The 22831-nt window shown below is 57.7% G+C and carries 21 protein-coding genes and 1 tRNA gene; 5 read left to right on the top strand and 17 right to left on the bottom strand.

Features of this window, described 5'->3' with window-relative positions; translation table 11 throughout:
* Positions 1-8: 8 nt before the first annotated feature.
* Positions 9-398, bottom strand: coding sequence for a hypothetical protein (locus OAN307_RS03025; protein ID WP_015498376.1), 390 nt, complete (start codon positions 396-398; stop codon positions 9-11).
* Between the two features lie 108 nt (positions 399-506).
* On the opposite strand from OAN307_RS03025, the gene hemF reads away from it, so the two are divergent.
* Positions 507-1403, top strand: a complete 897-nt coding sequence (hemF, locus tag OAN307_RS03030) for an oxygen-dependent coproporphyrinogen oxidase (RefSeq protein ID WP_015498377.1) — start codon at positions 507-509, stop codon at positions 1401-1403.
* Positions 1404-1597: 194 nt separating this feature from the next.
* Here hemF and hemE read toward each other — a convergent pair whose 3' ends face one another.
* Positions 1598-2635, bottom strand: coding sequence for a uroporphyrinogen decarboxylase (gene hemE, locus OAN307_RS03035; protein WP_015498378.1), 1038 nt, complete (start codon positions 2633-2635; stop codon positions 1598-1600).
* Between the two features lie 91 nt (positions 2636-2726).
* Here hemE and hemC point away from each other — a divergent pair, with 91 nt between their 5' ends.
* Positions 2727-3692, top strand: coding sequence for a hydroxymethylbilane synthase (hemC, locus tag OAN307_RS03040; RefSeq protein ID WP_044043118.1), 966 nt, complete (start codon positions 2727-2729; stop codon positions 3690-3692).
* On the opposite strand, the gene OAN307_RS03045 is transcribed toward hemC, so the two are convergent.
* On the bottom strand, positions 3689-5077 hold the full coding sequence (locus OAN307_RS03045) for an FAD-binding oxidoreductase (RefSeq protein ID WP_015498380.1): 1389 nt from the start codon (positions 5075-5077) through the stop codon (positions 3689-3691). The two genes, hemC and OAN307_RS03045, sit on opposite strands and share 4 nt — an antisense overlap.
* 187 nt (positions 5078-5264) lie before the next feature.
* Positions 5265-5341, bottom strand: a tRNA-Met gene (locus OAN307_RS03050).
* A 35-nt stretch (positions 5342-5376) separates the two neighbouring features.
* On the opposite strand from OAN307_RS03050, the gene OAN307_RS27655 reads away from it, so the two are divergent.
* Positions 5377-5583, top strand: coding sequence for a hypothetical protein (locus OAN307_RS27655; RefSeq protein WP_015498381.1), 207 nt, complete (start codon positions 5377-5379; stop codon positions 5581-5583).
* 39 nt (positions 5584-5622) lie between these two features.
* Here OAN307_RS27655 and OAN307_RS03055 read toward each other — a convergent pair whose 3' ends face one another.
* The 9 genes from OAN307_RS03055 to OAN307_RS03095 all read right to left on the bottom strand — a co-directional run bounded on the left by OAN307_RS03055 (position 5623) and on the right by OAN307_RS03095 (position 16087).
* Positions 5623-6567 (bottom strand): aldose epimerase family protein, encoded by a 945-nt coding sequence (locus OAN307_RS03055; RefSeq protein WP_015498382.1) that lies wholly within the window; start codon positions 6565-6567, stop codon positions 5623-5625.
* Entirely contained in the window at positions 6564-8483 is a 1920-nt protein-coding gene (locus OAN307_RS03060; RefSeq protein ID WP_015498383.1) for a beta-galactosidase, read from the bottom strand. Before OAN307_RS03060 ends, OAN307_RS03055 begins: the two co-directional genes overlap by 4 nt.
* 40 nt (positions 8484-8523) lie before the next feature.
* A complete protein-coding gene (locus tag OAN307_RS03065; protein ID WP_015498384.1) occupies positions 8524-9348 on the bottom strand; it encodes an SMP-30/gluconolactonase/LRE family protein in 825 nt (274 codons plus the stop codon).
* Complete coding sequence (locus OAN307_RS03070) at positions 9345-9977, bottom strand: 2-dehydro-3-deoxy-6-phosphogalactonate aldolase (RefSeq protein WP_015498385.1); 633 nt, start codon at positions 9975-9977, stop codon at positions 9345-9347. Before OAN307_RS03070 ends, OAN307_RS03065 begins: the two co-directional genes overlap by 4 nt.
* Positions 9977-10873 (bottom strand): 2-dehydro-3-deoxygalactonokinase, encoded by an 897-nt coding sequence (locus OAN307_RS03075; protein WP_015498386.1) that lies wholly within the window; start codon positions 10871-10873, stop codon positions 9977-9979. The genes OAN307_RS03070 and OAN307_RS03075 overlap by 1 nt, the downstream gene beginning before the upstream one ends.
* Positions 10870-12948: an alpha-galactosidase gene (locus OAN307_RS03080; RefSeq protein ID WP_044043120.1), complete on the bottom strand. Its 2079-nt coding sequence runs from the start codon at positions 12946-12948 to the stop codon at positions 10870-10872. The genes OAN307_RS03075 and OAN307_RS03080 overlap by 4 nt, the downstream gene beginning before the upstream one ends.
* Positions 12948-13796: a carbohydrate ABC transporter permease gene (locus OAN307_RS03085; RefSeq protein WP_015498388.1), complete on the bottom strand. Its 849-nt coding sequence runs from the start codon at positions 13794-13796 to the stop codon at positions 12948-12950. Before OAN307_RS03085 ends, OAN307_RS03080 begins: the two co-directional genes overlap by 1 nt.
* Positions 13796-14713 (bottom strand): carbohydrate ABC transporter permease, encoded by a 918-nt coding sequence (locus OAN307_RS03090; RefSeq protein WP_015498389.1) that lies wholly within the window; start codon positions 14711-14713, stop codon positions 13796-13798. The genes OAN307_RS03085 and OAN307_RS03090 overlap by 1 nt, the downstream gene beginning before the upstream one ends.
* Positions 14714-14836: 123 nt before the next feature.
* Complete coding sequence (locus OAN307_RS03095) at positions 14837-16087, bottom strand: ABC transporter substrate-binding protein (protein ID WP_015498390.1); 1251 nt, start codon at positions 16085-16087, stop codon at positions 14837-14839.
* 134 nt (positions 16088-16221) lie between these two features.
* Here OAN307_RS03095 and OAN307_RS03100 point away from each other — a divergent pair, with 134 nt between their 5' ends.
* A complete protein-coding gene (locus OAN307_RS03100; protein WP_015498391.1) occupies positions 16222-17010 on the top strand; it encodes an IclR family transcriptional regulator in 789 nt (262 codons plus the stop codon).
* A 15-nt stretch (positions 17011-17025) separates the two neighbouring features.
* Entirely contained in the window at positions 17026-18087 is a 1062-nt protein-coding gene (locus OAN307_RS03105) for an ABC transporter ATP-binding protein (protein ID WP_015498392.1), read from the top strand.
* 66 nt (positions 18088-18153) lie between these two features.
* Here OAN307_RS03105 and OAN307_RS03110 read toward each other — a convergent pair whose 3' ends face one another.
* Genes OAN307_RS03110 through OAN307_RS03120 form a run of 4 tightly spaced genes read right to left on the bottom strand, consistent with a single transcriptional unit; the run spans position 18154 to position 22815 of the window.
* A complete protein-coding gene (locus OAN307_RS03110) occupies positions 18154-19026 on the bottom strand; it encodes a dimethyl sulfoxide reductase anchor subunit family protein (RefSeq protein WP_015498393.1) in 873 nt (290 codons plus the stop codon).
* Positions 19026-19835, bottom strand: a complete 810-nt coding sequence (locus OAN307_RS03115; protein ID WP_015498394.1) for a 4Fe-4S dicluster domain-containing protein — start codon at positions 19833-19835, stop codon at positions 19026-19028. The genes OAN307_RS03110 and OAN307_RS03115 overlap by 1 nt, the downstream gene beginning before the upstream one ends.
* On the bottom strand, positions 19832-19972 hold the full coding sequence (locus OAN307_RS28755; protein ID WP_015498395.1) for a hypothetical protein: 141 nt from the start codon (positions 19970-19972) through the stop codon (positions 19832-19834). The genes OAN307_RS03115 and OAN307_RS28755 overlap by 4 nt, the downstream gene beginning before the upstream one ends.
* Positions 19969-22815 carry a molybdopterin oxidoreductase family protein gene (locus OAN307_RS03120; protein ID WP_015498396.1) on the bottom strand — a complete coding sequence of 949 codons (2847 nt, stop codon included), beginning with the start codon at positions 22813-22815 and terminating at the stop codon, positions 19969-19971. Before OAN307_RS03120 ends, OAN307_RS28755 begins: the two co-directional genes overlap by 4 nt.
* Positions 22816-22831: the final 16 nt, after the last annotated feature.

The following is a 22831-nucleotide window of genomic DNA, read 5'->3' on the forward strand; positions in this document are numbered from 1 at the left end:
TCCACCAATCATTCTGGATGAACGGCAATGCACTGCTGGATGCGGGCTTGCGCTGCGCGGGCAGATTGTTCGCGGCGATTTTCGAGTTGTGCGAGTTTTATGCGTTCTTCAGCGACGTTGATTGCCACAGGTTCTTGGCGGGTCGTCGTTTCAGTTTCTTCGCAAGGGAAACGGAAAGTAGATCCGTCCTCGTTCGTGCCTTCGCACGATGTGTGCAACACACGAACGTCCTGCACCTCAGCCAAAGCGTATCCACGACTGATGTTGCCGCGCGCGACAGATATTAAGCGGTCAAGTTGGGCGACGGGGCGGTTGGATGCGCTGATGCATTGTTCGCGTGGGGTTGAACAGGCGGCGAGCGCCAGAAGTGGAAGAAGAAGAAGGGTCGAGCGGGTCATATTATTTTCCTTTGGCAGCCATATGGTCGCGGGTGTTTGGCGGGCGGTTGGCCTGCTTGGACAATCAATGTTAGGTCTTCTTGATAAGCAATAACAAGGGGTCGCAACATGAGCTTGGGCGACATGAAACAAGAGAAGTCGGCGGCGGCCGCGTGGTTTCGTACATTGCGCGACGAGATCGTTCAGGCCTTTGAAAAACTTGAAGATACACAATCATCAGGACCGTTTTCATACCTGCCTGCGGGCCGGTTTGAGGTGACACAAACCACCCGCACAGGCGACGCCGGGATCGACGCAGGTGGTGGTTTGATGTCGGTGATGCGCGGGGGGCGTGTGTTTGAAAAAGTCGGCGTCAACATATCAACGGTGCATGGCACATTGGGCGCGCGCGCACAGGCGGCGATGATGGCGCGTAAGGGGCTGGACGGCATGGCCGATGACCCACGCTTTTGGGCGTCTGGTATTAGCCTTGTGGCGCATATGCAGAACCCGCATGTGCCTGCGGTTCATATGAATACACGGATGTTCTGGACGCCGCATGCGTGGTGGTTTGGCGGTGGGTCCGACCTTAACCCTTGCATCGAATACAGCGATGATACTGCGCATTTTCATGCCACCCAAAAGACCTGGCTGGACCCCCATGGAACAGCGCATTACCCCAAGCTAAAGGCCTGGGCGGACGAGTATTTTTACATCCCCCATCGCAACCGCGCGCGCGGGGTTGGTGGTGTGTTTATGGATGATTACAGCACGGGTGATTGGCCCGCAGATTTCGCGCTTACGCAAGACTTGGGGCGGGCGTTTTTACCAGCGTATCAACCACTTGTGGACGCACGCCGTGATACGGAATGGAGCGACGCGGACAAGGACGCGCAGCTGGTGCATCGCGGGCTTTATGCGGAATATAATCTGGTCTATGACCGCGGCACAAAGTTCGGGCTTGAGACGGGGCACGACGCGAATGCGGTGCTGATGAGCCTGCCGCCGATGGCGAAGTGGGTGTAATCGTTAACGGCTGCAGCGCAGGATTTGCACGAGGCCCGCAGATGAGAGGTTAACGCCTTTGTTTACTGGCAAAACCGCGTGTCACAGCCTGTACACAGGCTGTACACCGGACGTATAACTCCGATGTTGCGTTTTGCAGGGTTAACGCACTTTTTGGCGGGCCTTGTTAACCTTTCAGGTCACCGCATTTCCCATCACCGTATTTCACGCACCGTGTCGATCATCAGTTGCACGTTTTCAGGGTTCGCGTCCGGCGTAATGCCGTGGCCGAGGTTGAAGATATGCGGCCCACCTTTGAGGGCATCCACGATGGCCCGCGTTTCAGTCACAAGCGCGTCGCCACCAGTGACCATATGCGATGATTTCAGATTGCCCTGAACGCAGCCGTCCGTTTGCACGTTGGCCGCGGCCCAGTGCGCCGTGACCCCGTCGTCCAGCGCGATACAATCCGCACCAATGGCGTCGTGCAGCCCGATGTAGCGTTCATCTGCGCCGCGCGGGAAGGCGATGATCGGCGTGTCGGGGTGGCGTTGTTTCAGAGCGGCGACAATGCGGGCCATGGGTTTGATCGCATAGTTGATGAAATTGTCGCCCATAAGCGATCCCGCCCAGCTGTCGAACAATTTGACGACTTCGGCCCCTGCGTCGATCTGGGCGGACAGGTATTCGATGGTGCCGTCGGTGATCAAATCGAGCAGACCTTCGAACACGGCTTTGTCAGTATCTTTCAGCGCGTGGGCGGGGCCCTGATCTGGTGTGCCTTGCCCTGCGATCATGTAGGTCGCGACGGTCCACGGGGCGCCTGCAAATCCGATGAGCGTGACGTCGTCGGGCAATTCGCGTGTCAGGATTTTGACGGTTTCGTAGATCGGGGATAATGTGTCGTGGATTGCGCTGACGGGTTTCAATGCTTTGAGTTCGTCGGCGGTTGTTACGGTCGACAATCGCGGGCCTTCGCCTGTGACGAACCACAAATTCGCACCGAGCGCTTGGGGCAGCAACAAGATGTCCGCGAACAGGATGGATGCGTCAAACCCGTAGCGCCGTATCGGTTGCAGCGTGACTTCGGCGGCCAATTCGGGGTTGTAACACAGCGACAGAAAATCACCGGCCTGTGCGCGCGTGGCTTTATATTCGGGCAAATAGCGCCCAGCCTGACGCATCATCCAGATCGGCGGTGTCGCCAAGACCTCCCCGGCTAGGGCGCGTAGAATTGTTTTTTGCGTGCTCATCGTGGCCTCCATGACGTTGGTTTGGTCTCCCTTTTGGGGCGGGGCAAGTCAAGTGGTTGTAGTGGCGCAACGGCGCGGCTAATTGTTTGAGATGAAGTTTGAAATGCCCACACCCGCCGCGCCGCTGAAAATTGGAACCCGTGGATCGCCGCTTGCGCTTGCGCAGGCGCATGAAACGCGCGCGCGCTTGATGGTGGCGTTTGATCTGGCTGAGGCCGCGTTCGAGGTTTGCGTGATTAAAACCACGGGTGATGATCGGTCACTGATTGATGCGGATATTCCGCTAAAGGTGATTGGCAACAAAGGGTTGTTCACCAAAGAGATCGAAGAAGCGATGCTGGCGGGGCAGATTGATATTGCCGTTCATTCGACCAAGGACATGCCTGTTGCGCAGCCGGACGGATTGGTGTTGGACGTGTTTTTGCCGCGCGAAGATGCGCGCGATGCCTTTGTTTCGGTGAAATACAGCGGGATCCCTGATCTGCCCGAGGGGGCAATTGTTGGCACGTCTAGCCTGCGTCGCCGTGCGCAATTACTGGCGAAACGGCCTGACCTGACAGTCGTGGAATTTCGTGGCAATGTGCAGACGCGGTTGAAAAAGCTGGCCGATGGTCTGGCGGATGCGACATTTCTGGCGATGGCGGGATTGAACCGCATGGGGATGGATGATGCGGCGATGGGGGCGATTGATTTGGCCGACATGTTGCCCGCGATTGCCCAAGGCACCATTAGCATCGAACGGCGCATCGATGATCTGCGGGCCCGTGACATGCTGGCCGCGATCCACGATGTGCAAGCGGGTCAACAGATGGCGGCGGAACGGTCGTTTCTTGCGGCGTTGGACGGATCATGTGAAACGCCGATTGCAGGTTTGGCGATGATAGACGGTGATAACATGTGGCTGCGGGGTGAGATTTTGAAGCCCGATGGCAGTCAGGTGTTCACGGGGGAGCGGCGCGGGCTGGTGACGGAGGGCCGAGCGATGGGCAAGGAGCTGGCACAAGAGCTGTTGGGTCAGGCGGGGCCGGATTTCTTTGTGGCGGTTGATGCAGGCTAATCGCCTATAATCGGGATCAGCTTTCCGGGATTAAGGATGCTGTTGGGATCCAGCACGCCCTTTATCTTGCGCATCATATCAAGGGCGACAGGGTCTTTGCGACGCCGCATTGTGTTCAGTTTTGATAGGCCAATACCATGTTCAGCCGAAAAACTGCCGCCCAAGCTTTCAACGACATCTTCAATGATTTCAACGATTTTGTCCCTTAGTGCGGCATCATCGCTAGACGGATAGACGCCGTAATGCACGTTGCCGTCGCCCAGATGCGCGATGTAGAATGGTTCTGCCGCGCTGTCGGCCTCAGCCACTTTGGCGTTGGTTTCTTCCAAAAAGCGCGCCACAAGATCAAGGGGCAGGGCAACGTCGGTATCGATAATCGGCTGGCGCCAGAATGTCAGTTCGGCTGCTGCTTCGCGGCGGTCCCACATCGCGCGGCGCTGGGTTTCGTTTTGCGCGACGACGGCGTCGAGGATTGCGCCGCTTTGCATCATATCAGCCATGATCGTTTGCAGGGTATCGGTGATGTCCGTGTCGGTCGTTGTGGCGACTTCGATCAGGATATTGACTTCATGGGGCGCATCAAAGGGTTCGCGCGCGCCGTCTACGCGGGCCATGTGCACATCGATGTAATGGCGCGGCATGTATTCGAACGCTTCCACCTCGCCCCCTGTCGCGTCTTGTACGCGGTTCAGCAGTGTCAGCGCCGCGTCCAACGCCGCCACAGCCACCATTGCGGTGGCATAGGTACGCGGTTTCGGCGCGAGTTTCAGTGTGGCCTTGGTGATGATCCCCAGCGTGCCTTCGGCGCCGATCAACAATTGGCGCAGGTTCAGGCCGGAATTGTCTTTGTGCAAAGACGACATCAGGTTCACGATCCGACCATCGGCCAACACAGCCTCAAGCCCGAGCACCAGATCGCGGGTGTTTCCATACCGCAGTACGTTGGAGCCACCTGCGTTGGTGGACACTACCCCGCCAATCATCGCCGATCCGCGCGCGCCGAACGTCAGCGGGAAAATCAGCCCTTCGTTGTCTGCTGCGTCGTGGAGGGATGATAGGACGACACCCGCATCCACGACAGCCGTGCGCGTTGCGGCATTGATGTCGTGGATGGTGTTCATCCGGTCCAGTGAGACCATCACACCACCGGGCGCATAGGTGCCACCGACCAACCCCGTGTGGCCCGACACCGGGGTGATGGACTGGCGCTGTGCGTTGGCCAGCATCATGATTTGTGACACCTGAAGGGTGGATGCGGGGCGCAGTACCACGCCGGGCTGTGCGCAATACTTGCCTGTCCAGTCAGTGGACCAGCGTGCGGTATCGTTGCCCGTCAGCGCGTATTCTTTGCCTACAATCGCGGTAAATTGTTGCAATAGTGCCATAACGCCCCCCAGTCGAGCTAACCTATGCCACTTCCGTGCGATGTCAAAGAGCTGTTGGGGGCAAAAAAATGGCCGTGTTGTCGCATTGCGTGGCGAAGTTGCGCCCATAGCCGTTATCGGCTTTGCGAAACGACTGCCGCTCAGGATTATTTCTGAGGGGGCAGTCACTTTGTTTTTGGAAAGTGTGTGGTGGCGTTACCTGGATTTGAACCAGGGACCTAACGATTATGAGTCGTTCGCTCTAACCAACTGAGCTATAACGCCATGCACAGCGGGCGGGATAGTCATAGGCGGGGTTGGTGTCAAACCTAAACTGGTGCTTTGCCGGTTGTTCTTGGCATCATCCCTTGTTCAAGTCCGCCAACTTGGTTCTGGAGCGTGTCGTATCAGCAAAGCAATGGGAATTCTGGATCGATCTGGGCGGTCCGTTTACCGATATTGTTGCGCGCAGGCTGGACCGGACTGTGGTGACGCAAAAGCTGCCGTCAGAGAACCCCGAACACTAAGCAGATGTGGCCGAGGTGCTGGAACGGTTACGGCAAACCCTAGCGTGAAAACCGCCACTGTGTGATTTGAGTGGTCGGCGCATCGGGTGTGATGGCGATGCTTGGAAAGCCGCGCTTGTTGGGCGCATCGGGCCAACCCTGCGCTTCAATCGCGATGCTGGCGTAGGTCGGGCGGTTGTCGAAAATGTGAATGCCAGCCTCAGTCGTGGCGACGGACATTGTGATGCCGGACGCACCTTTTAGCTGCAACACGTCCGTGAGCGCGCGGCGCTGATCGGATAGACAAAACGTATGGTCGAGGGGCGTAAGGCCGAGCGTGAGCGATGTTTGAGCGGTGAAATCATGGGGCGTTTTAAGGACAGGCGCGATCACGCCCGTCGCCACGCTGTCGTGGTCAGTCGGCAGGTACGTGGCGGCATTGATTTGTAAACAATGGTCGCGCATGTGGTCGGTTCCGTCGAGATTCCAATAGCTGTGGTTTGTCAGATTGGCGATGCTGGGCGCGTCGGTTTTGGTTGTGATGCTGAGGCGTAAGATCGGGCCAGCGGTGATGTCAAACTGTGCCGTGACACAACGATTGCCGGGGAACCCGCCATCGCCATGCGCAAGATCGAGCGTCAGATCAAGGCGATCCGGTTCATGATGCGCGATTTGCCAAATGCGGGCCTGCGTTCCGTTCGTTCCACCGTGGAGCGTATGTTTGCCGATGAAATTGGCATCGAAATGGTGGGTCGTTTGGTCGATTGTCGCGGTCGCGTTTGAGATGCGGTTCGCGACAGGGCCGACGATGCTGCCGCAGTATTTCATTGCCCCTTCGTAGACGGACAGATGGTTTGATCCGACCGTCAGGCTATAGGGGATACCGTCCAATCGCAGGTCTTGCAGAATGGCGCCAAGGGTCAGTACGGTCGCAGTAAGGCCATGCGCAGATAGGGTCAGCGCGTCGACGCCCCGACCATTCGATGTGGTGCCAAAAGGTGTCACAGGGTTTGCCAATGAACCCCTGCGGCGGGGATTTCTGTTCCATTCCAGTGTATTGGTTCTGGTGCGTAGTTGAACACGAAGCGGTGTGTTTCGGTATCGCGCAGGCGCAATCCGTCTGGCAGGGCGTGGTGTGTCAGCCCGACGTCTGCGCAAAGGTCGCGCAGGATCATGTCCCACGTGGCATCGTCTGGCCAGCCAGCGAGGTAGCGCAATTTGTCGCCGATAATTGCCGCATGACCGTCGTTTGTGCGCAGTTGAACGGGTGCTTCGCCTTCGAGGACTTCACGCCAGTGCACGAATTTCCCGCCATTTTCCAGCGGCACGCCAACGTCCGGTGGCAGGCTTTCGGTGAGCACGACCGAAGCATTCAGGGAGGGGACATTTGGCCCCAACGGGGTCGGGATCGACAGGTGTTCGGTCTTGGTATCCGTACGCGGGCCGATCAGGGCGGTGGTCGCTGCAAGCGCTGCGCGCAAGGGCGCGCTGAGGTGCATAATTCCGGGGGCGAGGGTGAATTTATAGGCCGACAGATCACCACAATCAGGCGGCACAATATCGACGTTCAGACCTGCGCGCCGACACGCACGGTACGCCGAAAACGCGAGGCGGAACTGATCGAAGTCAGCGCCTTGCGGCTGGGCCTCCCATGCCCAAGCGGATTCGTAATCGAAGACCAATGCGACATCGGCGCGGGCTGTGCCGACTTCCGGTAAGGCGTTGATTTCTTGGCTAACTTGCAAGGCTTCGGCCAATGCTGGCGCGTCTGCGCTGTCGGTGCGCAACAGGCCTGCGTGCATTTGTTCTTGTGCGAACGGGGCCTGTCGCCAGCGGAAGTAGCAGACTGTTTCAGCGCCGTGGGCGAAGGCCTCCCAGGCCCAAAGCCGCGCCATTCCTGGTAGGGGGGCGGGGTTGTAGGGGGCCCAGTTTACCGGGCCGGGTTGTTGTTCCATGACCCACCATCTGCCACCGGCATCTGATTGCGCGCCTCCGGCACGACCAACAGCGCGATACAGGTCGTGGTGGAATGCTTGATTGTCTGGATCGCCTTGGCGCAAAAAGCGGCGTTTGTGTTCCGGCGATCCTTCGATGCGGTCAGACAGAAAACCGATTGGATAGCTGTCCCATGACGCGATATCGAGGTCGGCGCCGACCTTGAAATGGTCAAACGAGGTTTCGCGGCCCATGTAGTTGTGGATGATTGGCGCGGCTGAGTGGGCGCGGATTTCGACGACTTGTTCGCGGTTAAATTGCACGACCATGTCGGATGAGTAGCGGTAAAAATCCAGCACATGCGGGTGGTTTGGTTCTGTGACTGTCAGGTTGGGCAGGCCGATGTCCACGAAGTCGTCATAGTCCATTGACCAGAACACATTGCCCCATGCGCGGTTGAGTGCTGCGGGGGATTGGTATTTCTGCGCCAGCCAGTGCTGGAAACCTTCTGTGGCGGCGTAGGAATAGCTGCGCGTTGTGTCGTGACAGGCATATTCATTATCTGTTTGCCACGCTTGGATGTGTTCTTTTGATCCGTAGCGTTGTGCAAGAAGACGCGTGATGCGTTTGGATTCTGCGCGAAAGCCTTGGTGTGAAAAGCAATAATGCCGCCGCGATCCGAACCCGCGCGGGCGGCCCTGTTCGTCAATCGCGAGCATGTCGGGGTGTTTGTCGAGCATCCAGCGCGGCGGGGTTGCCGTTGGTGTGCCGAGGATGATTTTAAGGCCAGCATTGCCCAGCACATCAATCGCACGATCAAGCCAGCCGAAGTCCATCACGCCTGATTGGGGTTCCAAACGCTGCCACGCAAATTCGCCAATGCGGACCCACGACAGGCCCGCTTGCACCATGCGTGCCGCATCGTCAGCCCAGATGTCTTCGGGCCAGTGTTCGGGATAATAACAGACGCCGAGGGTGCGTTTCATGTTGGTCCTATGAGTTGTATTTGCCAAGACGACGGCGCGATTAGAGAATGACTTGGTGTTCGGCCTGTCCGGTTGCATCGACAGAGGTGGCAAAGGTTTTGCCGTCGTCTTCGCCGATCAGCCCGACGGCGGCGGAGGTACAGAACAAGGTCTTGAGGTTCGGCCCGCCGAACGCGGGGCAGGACGTTTGCGTGGCGGGGAAGGCGATTGTTTGGGCCAGCGTGCCGTCGGGGGCATAGCAGGCCACGCGGTTTGCGCCCCATTGGGCGTTCCAGAAATTGCCCGCCGCGTCGATCACTGCGCCGTCTGGGCCCCATGAGGTGTTGCCGAAGTCGAGCCAGACGTCGGGATCACCGATCGGCCAGCCGTCTTTTTCAGCGAGCTTTTGGCGCATGATTTTGCCGACCCGCGTGTCGCAGAAATAGGCGCAGGTCCCATCCGGCGAAAAGCAGATGGCGTTGGTGACCGTGATGTCTGTGAACAATTGGCGGACGTCGCCGCGATAGTAGCGATAGATCGCGCCTGCCTTTGCTTCACCGTTGATCCCCATCGTTCCGATCCAGAAGCCGCCCCACGGGTCGGCGCGGCCATCATTGGAACGGGTGGTGGGATTTTCGGCCTCTATCGGTGCGATATGGTTGGTGGCGCCTGTTGCCAAATCCAAGACGTGCAGCCCGATACTGTCGGCCATCAGCAGGTGGTCGTCATCGAGCCAACCAGCGGCGGAGACATAGCGTTCAAACTGCCAGTGGCGGTCTTTGATGTGCAGGCGTTTTGACAGGATGTCGAACCAGAACAATTCCCCGCGTTCGGGGTGCCAAAGCGGGCCTTCGCCAAGGGCGCATTGGGTGGCATCATAGATCATACGCGGCGCCCAGAGCCATAGGTTGCGTCATAGGCCGTGTCATAGGCGGCGGTGATGTCAGCGGCGCGCGCCGCAATGTCCGGGATCGTCATGCCTGGTTTATAAAGTGCGGAGCCGAGGCCGAAGCCATCCGCAGAGGCGGCAAACCAGTCTGCAAAGTTTTCGGGACCAGCACCACCAACTGCGTAGACTTGCGTCCCAGAAGGCAGCACCGCGCGGATCGCTTTGAGCCCATCGGGACCGAGCAGGGACCCGGGGAAGATTTTCAGACCATCAGCGCCATTTTTCAAAGCCATGAAACATTCGGTGGGGGTCATCACGCCTGGCCAGCTTTGCAGACCCGCAGTTTTGGTGGCGTGGATAACGCGCGGGTCGACGTTGGGGGACACGATCAATTTACCGCCCGCTTGCGCGACGCGGTTCACGTCCGCGACCGACAATACGGTGCCTGCGCCGATCAGGGCGGTGTCGCCGTAAGCATCCGACATCGCTTTGATGCTGTCGAACGGATCGGGTGAGTTTAGCGGGACTTCTATGCTGGTTATCCCTGCGTCAATCAGGGCTTTTGCGGCGGCGACTGCGTCTGACGGGGTGATTCCGCGCAGGATTGCGATGATATTGCGGGTCATTAAACTACGGTCTCCAATAGGGCGTGCGCGGCTTTGATACCAGCGAGGGTCATATCCTTGGCATCCACGCGCGCAGCGTCCACGCCGAGTGATGCAAGGCCTGTTATATACGGGGCGGACACTGCATCAGCCCCGATCAAGGCAACCTTTTGGCCGAGCCAATAGGGTTTGGCGGCGGCCAGTTCTGCGCCGATTAACAGACCCGACAGGCGGGCGCGTAATGTGACTGTATCAGTCTTATGCACCAATTGCGCGGCGCGTAGTGAAAACAGCCGCGCGGCGAGAGATTCGGGGCGTGCCAGTGTTTGTGACATGGCGTCGGCAAAGGCGTCACCGTCCCAACCGCTGCCCGCGATGGAATGGCGCAGCACAGATTGGCCCGCCAGCAAAGCAAAGATTTCGCCGGTCATAAAGGTCTGGAAACTGATGACTTCGTTTGCCGAAATATGGACCCATTTGGTGTGGGTTCCAGGCAGACAGACGACGCCGTCCCAACCGGGGTTTTGCGCCAGAAATCCTGCGATCTGGGTTTCTTCGCCGCGCATCACGTCTGCCGGATCGGTTTGGCGAATGCCGGGGATGATGTGAACTGTCAGCCCAGAACCGGTGGTTGGGGCGATGACCATCGTTGACGGGCACACCGCGCAGGGCGTTGTTTGATAGGGCGCTTCGACCCAGCCTTGGCGCGATCCGACCATGCCGCAGGCCACAACGCGTGATGCGCTGGACAGCCAATTGCCTGCGAGGTCGCGCAACACGGTCTCAAATTCAGACGGGGCCAATTGGCCCATGCCTTTGTCTGACGTGCGTTCGCCCAAGACCGACCCGTCCGCGCCAATCGCCCAAAAGCGTGCGTTGGAGGTTCCCCAGTCGACGGCGATCCAAGTTGGTTTCATAAGCGTGTCCCTTCAACAACCCACATGGTTTCCGGGAACGACCAAGGCAAGGTCAAACCGTGGTGCATGAGGTAGGCGCCTGACAGCGTGGCGGGGCCTTTTTTCAGGGCAGGTGTGCCGCGCGACAGGGTCGGGGCCGATGCGCGGTTGATCAGGGACAGGGTGTACATGGCTTGCGGGTCCAGACCTGTTAGGCGCAGCGGACGTGGGACGATTTGCGTCGATGTTGCGGCCTTGCCTGCGAAAACCACGAAGCGGTCGCCGTCTTGCGGCATTTGCTGTTCTGCGATGATCGCCGGATCTGGGCTGTCGAGGCGTAAGATATCGGCGTTTTCCATCCAAGTGCGATTGTGTTTCCACCAGCTGGTGACTTCTGTCAGCACCGCGATTTCGTGGGCGTCGAGTTCACGCGGGTCCATTTCGAACCCCATGTGGCGCTGTGCTGCGACCCATGCGCGAAATGAAATATCGAGTGTGCGGCCAGAGGTGTGGCAGCGGCGCGGCCCGACGTGCGATCCAGTGATCGACAGGGGCAGGAAAAGCGCGGCGTTGTGTTGAATGTGCAGGCGTTCGAGCGCGTCATTGCTGTCGGACAGCCAGACCCGTTGTGTGCGTTTCAGGATGCCGAAATCAATGCGCCCACCGCCCGACGCACAGCTTTCGATTTCCACATCAGGAAATGCGTCGCGCAGACGGTCAATGAGGTCGTATGACCCGCGCGTTTGCGCCGCATCGGGCATCGGCAACACGCGGTTGTGGTCCCATTTGATGTAGTCGATGTCGTGGTTTTCAAGGATCGCGGCCATGCGGGTGTAGATAAAATTACGCACCTCTGGCAGGGCCATATTAAGGGCCTTTTGCTGACGGCCCAATGTCTGATCTTCACTGCCCAGTGCCCAATCGGGATGGGCGCGGTGGATGTCGCTGTCGGGGTTGATCATTTCGGGTTCAAACCAGATGCCGAACGACATGCCAAGCCCGCGTACGTGGTCAATAAGCGGGGTCAGACCGTCGGGGTATTTGCGCACATCGACTTCCCAATCAGACAGCGCGCGGGTGTCGTCGTCGCGGTTGCCAAACCAGCCGTCATCCAGCACGAAACGTTCGGCGCCAAGGGCTGCGGCGCGGTCGGCGATGTCAGTCAGAACGTCGAGTTTGTGATCAAAATAGACCGCTTCCCAGCAGTTATAATGCACGGGGCGCGGCGTTTTGGGTTTTGGCCATGTGACAATGCGGTCGCGCACGTGGCGTTGGAACGACACGGCGCAGCCGTTCAGGCCCGTGTCGGAATAGGTCATGTACAGCGGTGCGGTGCTGAATTGGGTGGCGGCCTCTGGTTCCATGTGTGCGGCGTGGCCCCACTGTATTTGGCGGCGGCCATCGGGCAGTTCTTCGGCGACCATGCGGTGCCCGCCGGACCAGCCGTAGTGGAATGCGTAGGCTTCGCCATGTGTGTTGGTTGCGCCAATGCACGGCACGATCAGACCGGGGAAATGTTCATGCCCCGTGCGTCCTGTGCGGTTTTCGCGGTAGCGAATACCGGGGGACCAAGGGGTTCGGTTGGTTTCAAATTCACGACACCAGCGGCCGGAAAAATCAATCATTTCGTCTGACAGTTGCGGGGCTGGCATCACCGGTGCGGCGAGCCAATGAAGATGCACGGGCGCGTCGGCCTGAAGGATTGTTTTTGCGCGGATGACGTGGGTTTGTGGATCGGTTTCAAATTCAAACGTCAGCGTCAAACCGTTGTCTGCGTCGTGGTATTTCAGGGATAAGTCTTTGCCGTCCTCAGCCGATGCGAAATGGAATTTCGGCAGCAGCGGCGTGCCGTCTTGGCGGCGTACGATCAGGCCAGGCTGACCGGGAAAGGTGCGCGATGCCTCGGGGCAGAGCGACAGGTCGGGGTTTTCATCCAGCATGCCACCGGTGACGTCGATGGCATGGGCCGCATGCAGCGCGGACAGGTCTTCGCCATCCGGCAGGACCGCGCCCCAATACACAACCTCTGGCAGATGATCCTGCCGCGCGGCCAGAACAAGTGTCTGGCGGCCATCATCCAATCGCCACGTTTTCATTACTTCACGGCCCCGAGTGTAAGGCCTGCGATGAAGTGTTTTTGCATCAGGAAGAACATCGCGACCGGGGGCAGGGCGGCGACGATGCTGCCCGCCGACATAAGGTGATAGGCGGCGCGGAACTGACTGTTAAAGCTGGTGATACCTGCGGTGACAGGTTGGCTATCGGGGCCTTGAGTCAGCACGATCGCCCAAAAGTAGTCATTCCAGATGAAGGTGAAGATCAGGACTGACAACGCGGCCAGAGCGGGTTTCATCAATGGCAGCACTACGTACACAAAGATGCGCCATTCGGCGACACCTTCGACGCGGGCGGCTTCGATCAATGCAAACGGCAGTTGGCGGATGAAATTGCGCATGAACAGCGTGCAGAACCCCGTTTGGAACGCGATGTGAAACAGCACGAGGCCGGTTTTCGTGTCGTACAGGTTCATCGAAAGGGTCAGGTCACGCACAGGCACCATCAGGATTTGGAACGGAACGAAATTGCCTGCGATAAACATAAAGAAGATCAACAAGTTGCCCCTGAAGCGGTACACACCCAGCGCAAATCCCGTCATGGACGATAGCAAAACCGCACCGATGACAGTGGGGATCGTGATGAAGACGGAGTTCAGCAGGTAGCGCGGCATATCGGATTCAAAGAATACCTTGCCGTAGTTGTTGAACAACTCGAACGAAGACGGCCAACCCCAATAGTTGCCGTTGGTGAAATCCGCGTCCGGTTTGATCGAGAATACTGCGACAGCGATCAGTGGCAGCAGCCAGATGATCAGCACAACGGGCAGCAGCGCCTGATAGCCGATTTGCGCGGAGCGGGAGCGTTTTTCAATAGGTGTCGGAAACATCAGTGTGCCCCTTTTTCGTCTTGGTACATGGACCACAAGAAATAGCCGATGAAGCCCAGCATTATAAAGAACAACACCACCGCGATGGCGGCACCGTAGCCCATCCGGAAGCCAAATTCGGACAGCGATTCTTCGAACATATAAAAGCTAAGAACACGGGTGGACCCGAACGGCCCGCCGTTGGTCATTACCGCGATGAAGTCGAATGACCGCAGCGCGCCGATGATTGTTACAACAAATGCAATGAATGTCGCGGGTTTCAGTTGCGGCAGGATAACATACCACAACATACGCGCACCCTTGGCACCATCCAGACGCGCAGCTTCGACTTGTTCCGGGTCAACAGCGTTCAGACCCGTGAGGTACAAGATCATGCAATACGCAGTTTGCGGCCACAGGCCCGCAGCGATAATGCCGTAAGTCGCGGTGTTTGGATTACCAAGGATACCGCCCGAGATATCGATGCCAACCTTGCCGACCAGAACGTCAAACAGCCCGTCATTTGGCAGATAGAACCACGAAAACACGAGGCCAACGACGACCTGTGAAATCACGAAAGGGAAGAAGAACAGCGACTTGTAAAACCGGATTCCGAACACCTTCTGGTTCAGGAACAATGAGATAAACAGACCCATCGGGATCGCCAGCAGATACAAAACCAACCAGCGCAGGTTGTTCCAGAACGATATCTCAAATTTGCGGTCGCCGCCCAGCAGACGTTCGTAGTTGGCCAGACCAATCCATGTCTTTTCACCTAGGCCGTCCCATTCGTGGAACGAAATCCAGAACGACTGGAGAATTGGATAAATCACATAGAGCGAGAACATGAAGATGCCGGGGATCAGGAACACCCATGGGGTCAACGCGATTTCATTGCGCTTGTACCAGCTTCTATTATTGGCGGAGGCAGTGGCCATGATCGTCTCCTGTCGGGTCAACACATGCGAAAAGGGCGCAGGTTCCTAAATAAGAATTGGCCGTTTGCGGATGGGTTGATGGAAAAGGGGCAGACCCGAAGGCCTGCCCCTAGATTTAAGTGATTACTGGTAGATGCGAACGCGTGCGTCTTCCAGACGTTCCAGAATGTCATCAAGGTTGTCTGGGAACACCATGAATTCCTGCAAGCCTTCCATGCCGATGGATGCCATTTCCGCAGGGAAATCGCGGTCGAAGAACTGCATGATGCCGCCGGATGCATTGTTGGACAGCATCTCAAAGCCTTCCTGAATGAACTTGTCATCAGACACAGACGCGGCTGCGTTCACCGGAAGCTGACCAAGTGCATCGCCGCTGTTGATCGCGGTCTGGACGTCAGGTGACGTGACAAAAAGCAGGAACGCTTTGGCTGCTTCGACGTTCTGGGCCGCCGACGGGATGTGGAACGTGTCTGTCGGTGCGTCTTCTGCTGGTGCCACGTCAGGGTTGATCTGCGGGAACTGATAGAAGTCCAGCTGATCGTCCGTCAGACCACCGTCGCGCATCGCCGCAACCGCGAAGTTACCCATCAGGTAGGCTGTTGCTTCGCCGTCAACCATGAACGGCAGGGCTTCTTGCCAGCTGTAGGCTTGGTGATCGTCGATAAACGCACCCATGTCGATCAACTGACGCCAGTTGGCGAAGGTTGCGCGCACACGGTCGTCTGTCCATTCAACTTCGCCGTTGGCCAGTTGGATATGGAATTCATACCCGTTGGTACGCGAGTTCATGTAGTCAAACCAACCGCCAGCTGTCCAAAGGAACTTGGACCCGATGGTGTAACACTTGCGCCCGGAATCGAGGATCACTTGACAGTTTGCCAGTTCCTGTTCCCAAGTTACAGGCTCTTCCAGACCGAGTTCTTCGAAGATGTCTTTGCGGTAATAGACGCCCCACTGGTAGTAGGTATACGGCACGCCCCACTGGGCACCATCCAGCGTCAGTGCGCCCTTGGTGGATGCCAGATCAGCCATTGCAGGCTCTTCCCACAAATCCGAGAGGTCCATGAACAGGCCAGCGTCTACGAAGGGTGACATGCGTGTTGCCGCATACCAGTTCACAACGTCGGGCGCATTTGCCGTCAATGAGTTGCGGATCTGTGTTTTCCAAGCTTCGCGATCGACGATCTCAAGCTCAATGTTTAGGTCTGGGTGCAATGCGCCAAAATCAGCGGCTAGGCCTTCCATCACCGCACGTGGTGCAGGGTTGGACATGTCGGACACGATCCGAAGATCGCCTGTCAGTTCTGCAGATGCCGGTGCCGTCATGGCACACAAAGCAAGCGCCGCTACGGACGCCTTATAAATGGAATTCATGGTTTCCTCCCTTAGATTCCAAACAAACCAGTTCCATTATTTGAAACTAGGTTTTGAATATTGAAATTTAATCTCGAATCGCCCATGCTTGTCAATACTGAGGTTGGAGGACTTCAGGAAACAGGGAGGACATCGTGGCTGCATCAGGGGACGGAACCGTTGGTAAGGCGTTGGAAGTGTTGGATCAAGTGGCGTCCTATGGTCGCCCTGTCCGATTTTCCGAACTGCTTGGCGCGTCGCGATTCCCCAAGGCGACGCTGTACCGATTCGTTCAGACGTTGGCCAATCAGGGCATGCTGGCGTTCGATCCTGACCGTGGAACATATGCGCCGGGGGTGCGTTTGGTGCGCTTGGCCCATGCCGCGTGGCTGACCGCGTCGCTGGCACCAATTGCATCCAGCCATTTGGATCGCCTTAGTGCGGATGTTGGCGAAACGGTGCACCTTGCGCAGTTGGATCATGCACAGGTGATCTATGTCGACAAACGCAACGCCGCCGATCCGGTGCAGATGTATAGCCAATCGGGTAAGGTCGGGCCGGCCTATTGCACGGGCGTGGGTAAGGTGATGATGGCGTATCTGACCGAGGCGGATTTGGTTGACGCGCTGGGCCAGCAAAGTTTCCATCGCTTCACCCCGACGACCCACACCAGTGCAAAAAGCCTGCGCGCCGAACTGTCCGACATCCGCGCCAATGGCTACGGGTTTGACCGCGAAGAACACGAGCCGGGGATCATTTGCATCGCGCTGCCGATCCGGACTGAAACGAACCGTGTGCTGGGGGCCATTTCGGTGACCAGTACCACGAACCGCACCAACCTTGTGGGGCTGGAAAGCCTCGTTCAACGCATCCGCACGACGGCTGAGGCCATCGCGAAAGACGCCAGTTCATGGCACTTTCCGATCACAGCAAGATCATCCTAGGAAGGGACCAACATCATGTCCGGTGTAAAGCTGAATAACGTGATCAAGAAATACGGCGAGGTTCAGGTGATCCATGGGATCAACCTTGAGATTGAGCATGGCGAGTTTTGTGTGTTCGTGGGCCCGTCAGGCTGTGGCAAGTCCACGCTGTTGCGCATGGTTGCGGGACTAGAAGAAACCACTGGCGGCACGATGAGCATCGGGGAGCGCGATGTGACCCGCATGGATCCGAGCGAGCGCGGCGTGGCGATGGTGTTCCAGACCTACGCACTTTACCCGCATATGACCGTTAAGGAAAACATGGGGTTCGGGTTGAAAATGAACCGCCACCCCAAGAAAGAGATTGAAGAGAAAGTCGCGGAGGCGACACGGATCCTTAAGCTGGAAGACTACCTTGATCGCAAACCTGCGGCCCTGTCTGGTGGCCAGCGTCAGCGTGTGTCGATTGGCCGTGCGATTGTGCGTGGGCCTGAAGTGTTCTTGTTCGATGAACCGCTGTCCAACCTCGACGCGGAATTGCGGGTGGAAATGCGGGTGGAAATCGCACGTCTGCATAAAGAAATCGGCGCGACGATGATCTATGTGACCCACGATCAGGTCGAAGCGATGACACTGGCCGACAAGATTGTCGTGTTGCGCATGGGCATTATTGAACAGGTCGGTGCGCCGATGGAATTGTACCGCGACCCCGACAACAAATTTGTCGCGGGTTTCATTGGCAGCCCCGCGATGAATTTCATGGCAGGCGTGGTCGGTGACAACACGGTTGAAGTTGCCGCGTTAAAGATGACTGTGCCAGTAAAGATTGCGCCAGCCTACAAAGGTAAATCCGTCAGTGTTGGTCTGCGGCCCGAACACCTTGTGATTGATCCGGCGGGCGATGCATTGCGGGTTGATCTGACCGAAAGTCTGGGCGGCGTGAGCTACGCCTACCTTGTCGCTGAAACCGGCGAGCGGATCGTCATCGAAGAACGTGGTGATGAGCGGGTGTCCGAGGGTGAGATGGTCGGGCTGAGCTTTGAGAACAAGCGCGTCTATCTGTTTGACGCTGAGACCGATTTGCGGATCCACACCTAAGGGGGTGGTTTTGCGAAGGTTTGTTAGATGAATATGAAGGGCGCGCTGTTTGGCGCGCCCTTTTTGTTAGCGTTTGCCGTAATACAGCCCAACGACGTGTTCGGCTTGTGCAAAGAACAGCCAGCGCGCGGCGAAGACGCCGATCAGATGGCTGATCACAGCCAAACCGCCAAGGATGTGTGATGGGCTGATCAGCAGGATTACAAGCGGCAGGCCGACCATCAAGACGATCGCGATGACGCGCAATTTGAACGCGTGTTTGCGCCCGATCACGTAAACGAATTCCTTTAGCAGATAGTTCGTCCCCGTGTGTGGTGGTTCGAATGCGCGCACGTCGCCACGCGCGCCAAGACCCGTGGCCGTGGCAATGGTTGTGCCAGACTTGGCCAGCGCGGTGTCACCAAGAACCCAATGGGCGATCTGCGCGGCCCCAGCGAGGACAAGCAGGGGAATAGCAAAGGAGATTTGCCCCGCAAGCAGTGCGCCGCCGGCGATACAAATGCTTAGGAACATGGTTGGTGTGGTGAAGTTGTGCCAGCGTGGGACGGTTTTCATCTGGGTGTAGATCATTGCGGTCGTAAAGACCGTGCCGATGGAAAGTGCTGCACCGATAACGCCCAAGACGCCCCAACGGGTGCCAAAAAACACAAGGCCAGCACCGTAGATCGCCATAATGATGAGTGCGCCCACGGCACAAATGCCTTCGCGCGACAGCCAGCTGGATCGCCATTGCGAGAACGCCTTAAGCGCGCGTTCGGGATGGCCGAGGTGGAAGGTTGACGCGATCAGCCCACCAACGGCCAACAGATAAGCGATGGCGAAGAACACGAACGCGACCCAGCCCGTGGGGCCGGGCATGCCAAGGCCAAGGAACGCCAGAAGGCCGAAGCCAAGGCCAGAGAGGGTCGAGAACAGGATAACGGATGGTGCGGGATGCATTAGTTTTTGCCTCCGGTTTTTGACGTGCCATTTGAAGAACTCGGCATCGCATCGAGTGCTTTATCGAGCCAGCCAAGAAAGCCCGTTGTTTCTGTAGCAATGGGGTCAAGAAACGGTGCGAGGATATCAACGTCTTGGCTTTGGTCACGATCTTTGACGCGCGGGGGCAGGTATTTGTTGACGGGCTTGGTGCCCATTTCGGGCATCAGGTCCATGCCGCCGCGCTCGGCCGTGAGTTTGGACACATTCGATTCCGGGTCTGCAAAGTCACCGAAGTGACGCGCGTTGGACGGGCAGGTGCGCACGCAGGCTGGTTCGCGGTCTATCTCGGGCAGGTTTTCGTTATAGATGCGGTCAACACACAGGGTGCATTTCTTCATGACCTTGGCTTCGGCGTCCATTTCGCGTGCGCCATACGGACAGGCCCAGGCGCACAATCCACAGCCGATGCAGTCTTGTTCGTTGACCAAAACAATGCCGTCTTCGACCCGTTTGTAGCTGGCCCCAGTCGGGCACACGGTCACGCAAGGCGCGTCTTCGCAGTGCAGGCAGGACTTGGGGAAGTGGACCAGTTGCGCGGGTGCGGCCCCTAGACCAAGATCCGGGGGTTGGATTTCGTAGCTGTGCACGCGGTTGAGGAACGTGCCCGTCGGGTCGGCGCCATAGGGGTCCTGATCCGACAGTGGTTCGCCGTAGTTTTCGGTGTTCCAGCCTTTGCACGAGATCACGCAGGCATGGCAGCCCACACAGGTATCAAGGTCAATCACGAGGCCGAGTTTTTTAGCCGTTGAGGTGGGTAAAGTTGTCATGTGGTGGCCCCTATGTGAATGGGTTGGGTCATGCTGACGGGTTCTTCTGCTGACGCGTCCCATGTGGTGACGAACCAGATGAAACTGCCGATCATAAGCGCGAAGGCTGCGAAGATGAGGAGGAGTGTTCGCTTCATTTGCCGACCTTCCATGCTTGGCTTTTCGGGCCATAGCCTACGGGGGACTTTTGCGCAGGGGTCACTGGTTGGGATTCTGCGGGGGCCGTGGTTTTTTCGATCTTTACGCGCAAATCAAACCATGCGGCTTGTCCGGTTATGGGATCAGAGTTGGACCAGCGCATGCCGTCGGCTTTTTCGGGCAAAAGTTCGTGGATTAGATGGTTGAGCAGGAAGCCTTCGGTTGCCTCGGGTGCCTTTTCATCTAGCGCCCATGCGCCTTTGCGTTTGCCGATGGCGTTCCATGTCCAGACGGTATTTTCGTTCAATGCGGCCATATGCGCGACTGGTACGGTGATGACACCCGACGGGGATGTGACCTTTGCCCAATCGCCGTCGCCAAAGCTGTGCTGTTGCCAAATTTTCGTTGGTACATACAGCGGGTTCAGCCCGTGGATTTGGCGCAGCCATGCGTTTTGTGTGCCCCATGAATGGTACATCGCCATGGGTCGCTGGGTCAGCGCGTGGACGTTGAATTCTTCCGTATCGATCACGTCATCGGACAGCGGTGCGTACCACATCGGCAGCGGGTCCATGGTGCGTTTGACTTGTTCACGCAAATGATCGGGTGGCTGCACGCGGCCGTGCCCTTCGGCCGCGAGTTGCATGCGGCGCAGGGGTTCGACGTAGGGCGTGAAGATGTAGGGCTGTTCGCTGTCATAAAAGCCCATTTTCACCGCCCATGCTTGGTAGGCCATGTTGAAGGGTTTGTAATATGACGCTTCTTCGGGGACGTGGGACACCCAGAAGCCGCCGTTTTTGATGTAGCTGTCGAGCTGGCCTTCGTTGGGGTCGCCGCGCCCTTCGGTTAGGCCGTCGTCGCCCATGCGCCAGCCTGCAAGTGGGCCGATACCGGGGCGGCGGATGTGGTTGGTGATGTAGTCGGCGTAGTCTTCGTATTTCTGCGATCCGTCTTCGTTCACGAAACCCGGTAAGTCCAGCCGCGCGCCGAGTTCGCACAGCACCGATTGGAACCCGCGCACATCACGATCCGGTTCAATGACGGGCCAGCGGATCGCATCGGCAACGCCGTCGGCTTCGGAAATTGGACGGTCGAGGAGCGAGATGCAGTCGTGGCGTTCAAGATAGGTGGTGTCGGGCAAGATCAAGTCGGCGTAGGCAACCATTTCGGACGAATAGGCGTCGGAATAAATGATACGAGGAATGACGTATTCGCCAGTTTCTTCATCCTTATCGGTCAGCATTTCCATCACGCCGGTCGTGTTCATCGAACTGTTCCACGACATGTTGGCCATATACATAAACAACGTGTCGATTTTGTACGGATCACCTGCGTGGGCGTTGGAAATCACCATATGCATCATGCCGTGGGACGACAGCGGGTTGTCCCATGTGAACGCTTTGTCGATACGAATTGCAGAGCCGTCTTCGTGCAGCATCAGATCTTCGGGACTGTGCACAAACCCAAGGTGTGGACCGTTGAGCGCCTGACCGGGGTTGACTTTGCCGTGCGGTTTCGGGTGCGCCGTCGCGGGCTTGGGGTAGGGTGGTTTGAAGCGCATACCACCGGGGGTTTCCACGGCGCCCAGGACGATTTGCAAGGTGTGCAGCGCGCGACAGGTTTGGAACCCGTTGGAATGCGCAGAGATGCCGCGCATCGCATGCATCGACACTGGGCGGCCAATCATTTTGGCGTGCTTTTTGCCGCGGAAATCGGTCCATGGGCGATCAAGTTCAATCGCTTCGACGAACGCCACATGCGCCATATCAGCGGCAAGTCGTTTGATGCGATCTGCGGAAATGCCTGTCGCGTCCGCAACCATTTCGGGCGCGTGTTTCGGGTCAAGGAACCGATCCGCCATCAGATGGAACACCGGGCGGTGGGTGACGCCAGCGGCGCGGTGTGTGTGGGCGAGATCGGGTTCGACACCTTGGCCATTCCACGGCGCAAGGTTGCCGGTGTTCTTGTCGATCACCTGCGGTTGGCCGTCATCGTCGCGCAAAAGTAGACCGTTCTGGTCGCTTTTGGGGTCTTCATTGACGATGCAGGACGCATTGGTGAAGCGCGCAAGGTAGTCAAGATCGAGCTTGCCCGCCTTAAACAATTCATGGATCAGCGCCATGATCAGCAAACCATCGGTGCCTGGCGTGATGCCAAACCAATCATCAGCGACGGCGTTATATCCGGTGCGGATCGGGTTGACGCCAACCATGCGTGCGCCACGCCCTTTGATTTTACCAATGCCCATCTTGATCGGGTTGGAATCGTGGTCTTCGGCGACACCGAACAGCACGAACATTTTGGTGTGGTCCCAATCAGGCTGGCCAAATTCCCAGAACGCGCCGCCCATCGTATAAATGCCGGCGGCGGCCATGTTGACGGAACAGAACCCCCCATGGGCGGCGTAGTTCGGTGTGCCGAACCCCTGCGCCCAAAGCGATGTGAACGACTGCGATTGATCGCGCCCCGTAAAGAACGCCAGCTTTTCAGGGGCTTCTTCGCGGATCGGTTTCAGCCAGTCGGTGGCGATTGTCAGCGCCTCTTCCCATGAAATCTCTTCGAACTCGCCTGATCCGCGCGGACCGACGCGTTTCAACGGGGCCTTCAGGCGGGACGGTGCGTTGACCTGCATAATGCCCGCAGACCCTTTGGCGCACAAAACGCCTTGGTTCACGGGGTGGTCTCTGTTGCCTTCGATATAGGCAACTTTCATTTTTCCGTCAGGCTGGGCTTTCATATGCACGTCGATGCCGCAGCGGCAGGCGCACATGTAACAGGTCGTTTTGCGGACCTCGTCTGAAACTTTGGGCGATGTGTCGAGGATCGGTTGATCTTTGGGCATCTTGATGACCTTTCAG

It is taken from the genome of Octadecabacter antarcticus 307 (assembly GCF_000155675.2).
Classification (GTDB): Bacteria; Pseudomonadota; Alphaproteobacteria; order Rhodobacterales; family Rhodobacteraceae; genus Octadecabacter; species Octadecabacter antarcticus.

Coding starts and splice junctions, on each gene's coding strand:
- OAN307_RS28755 (WP_015498395.1), bottom strand. CDS start 19,972: ATGAAGCGAACACTCCTCCTCATCTTCGCAGCCTTCGCGCTTATGATC.
- OAN307_RS03090 (WP_015498389.1), bottom strand. CDS start 14,713: ATGGCCACTGCCTCCGCCAATAATAGAAGCTGGTACAAGCGCAATGAA.
- OAN307_RS03110 (WP_015498393.1), bottom strand. CDS start 19,026: ATGCATCCCGCACCATCCGTTATCCTGTTCTCGACCCTCTCTGGCCTT.
- OAN307_RS03045 (WP_015498380.1), bottom strand. CDS start 5,077: ATGGCACTATTGCAACAATTTACCGCGATTGTAGGCAAAGAATACGCG.
- OAN307_RS03060 (WP_015498383.1), bottom strand. CDS start 8,483: ATGAAACGCACCCTCGGCGTCTGTTATTATCCCGAACACTGGCCCGAA.
- OAN307_RS03075 (WP_015498386.1), bottom strand. CDS start 10,873: ATGAAACCAACTTGGATCGCCGTCGACTGGGGAACCTCCAACGCACGC.
- hemC (WP_044043118.1), top strand. CDS start 2,727: ATGAAGTTTGAAATGCCCACACCCGCCGCGCCGCTGAAAATTGGAACC.
- OAN307_RS03080 (WP_044043120.1), bottom strand. CDS start 12,948: ATGAAAACGTGGCGATTGGATGATGGCCGCCAGACACTTGTTCTGGCC.
- OAN307_RS03070 (WP_015498385.1), bottom strand. CDS start 9,977: ATGACCCGCAATATCATCGCAATCCTGCGCGGAATCACCCCGTCAGAC.
- hemF (WP_015498377.1), top strand. CDS start 507: ATGAGCTTGGGCGACATGAAACAAGAGAAGTCGGCGGCGGCCGCGTGG.
- OAN307_RS03115 (WP_015498394.1), bottom strand. CDS start 19,835: ATGACAACTTTACCCACCTCAACGGCTAAAAAACTCGGCCTCGTGATT.
- hemE (WP_015498378.1), bottom strand. CDS start 2,635: ATGAGCACGCAAAAAACAATTCTACGCGCCCTAGCCGGGGAGGTCTTG.
- OAN307_RS03105 (WP_015498392.1), top strand. CDS start 17,026: ATGTCCGGTGTAAAGCTGAATAACGTGATCAAGAAATACGGCGAGGTT.
- OAN307_RS03120 (WP_015498396.1), bottom strand. CDS start 22,815: ATGCCCAAAGATCAACCGATCCTCGACACATCGCCCAAAGTTTCAGAC.
- OAN307_RS03085 (WP_015498388.1), bottom strand. CDS start 13,796: ATGTTTCCGACACCTATTGAAAAACGCTCCCGCTCCGCGCAAATCGGC.
- OAN307_RS03025 (WP_015498376.1), bottom strand. CDS start 398: ATGACCCGCTCGACCCTTCTTCTTCTTCCACTTCTGGCGCTCGCCGCC.
- OAN307_RS03095 (WP_015498390.1), bottom strand. CDS start 16,087: ATGAATTCCATTTATAAGGCGTCCGTAGCGGCGCTTGCTTTGTGTGCC.
- OAN307_RS03065 (WP_015498384.1), bottom strand. CDS start 9,348: ATGATCTATGATGCCACCCAATGCGCCCTTGGCGAAGGCCCGCTTTGG.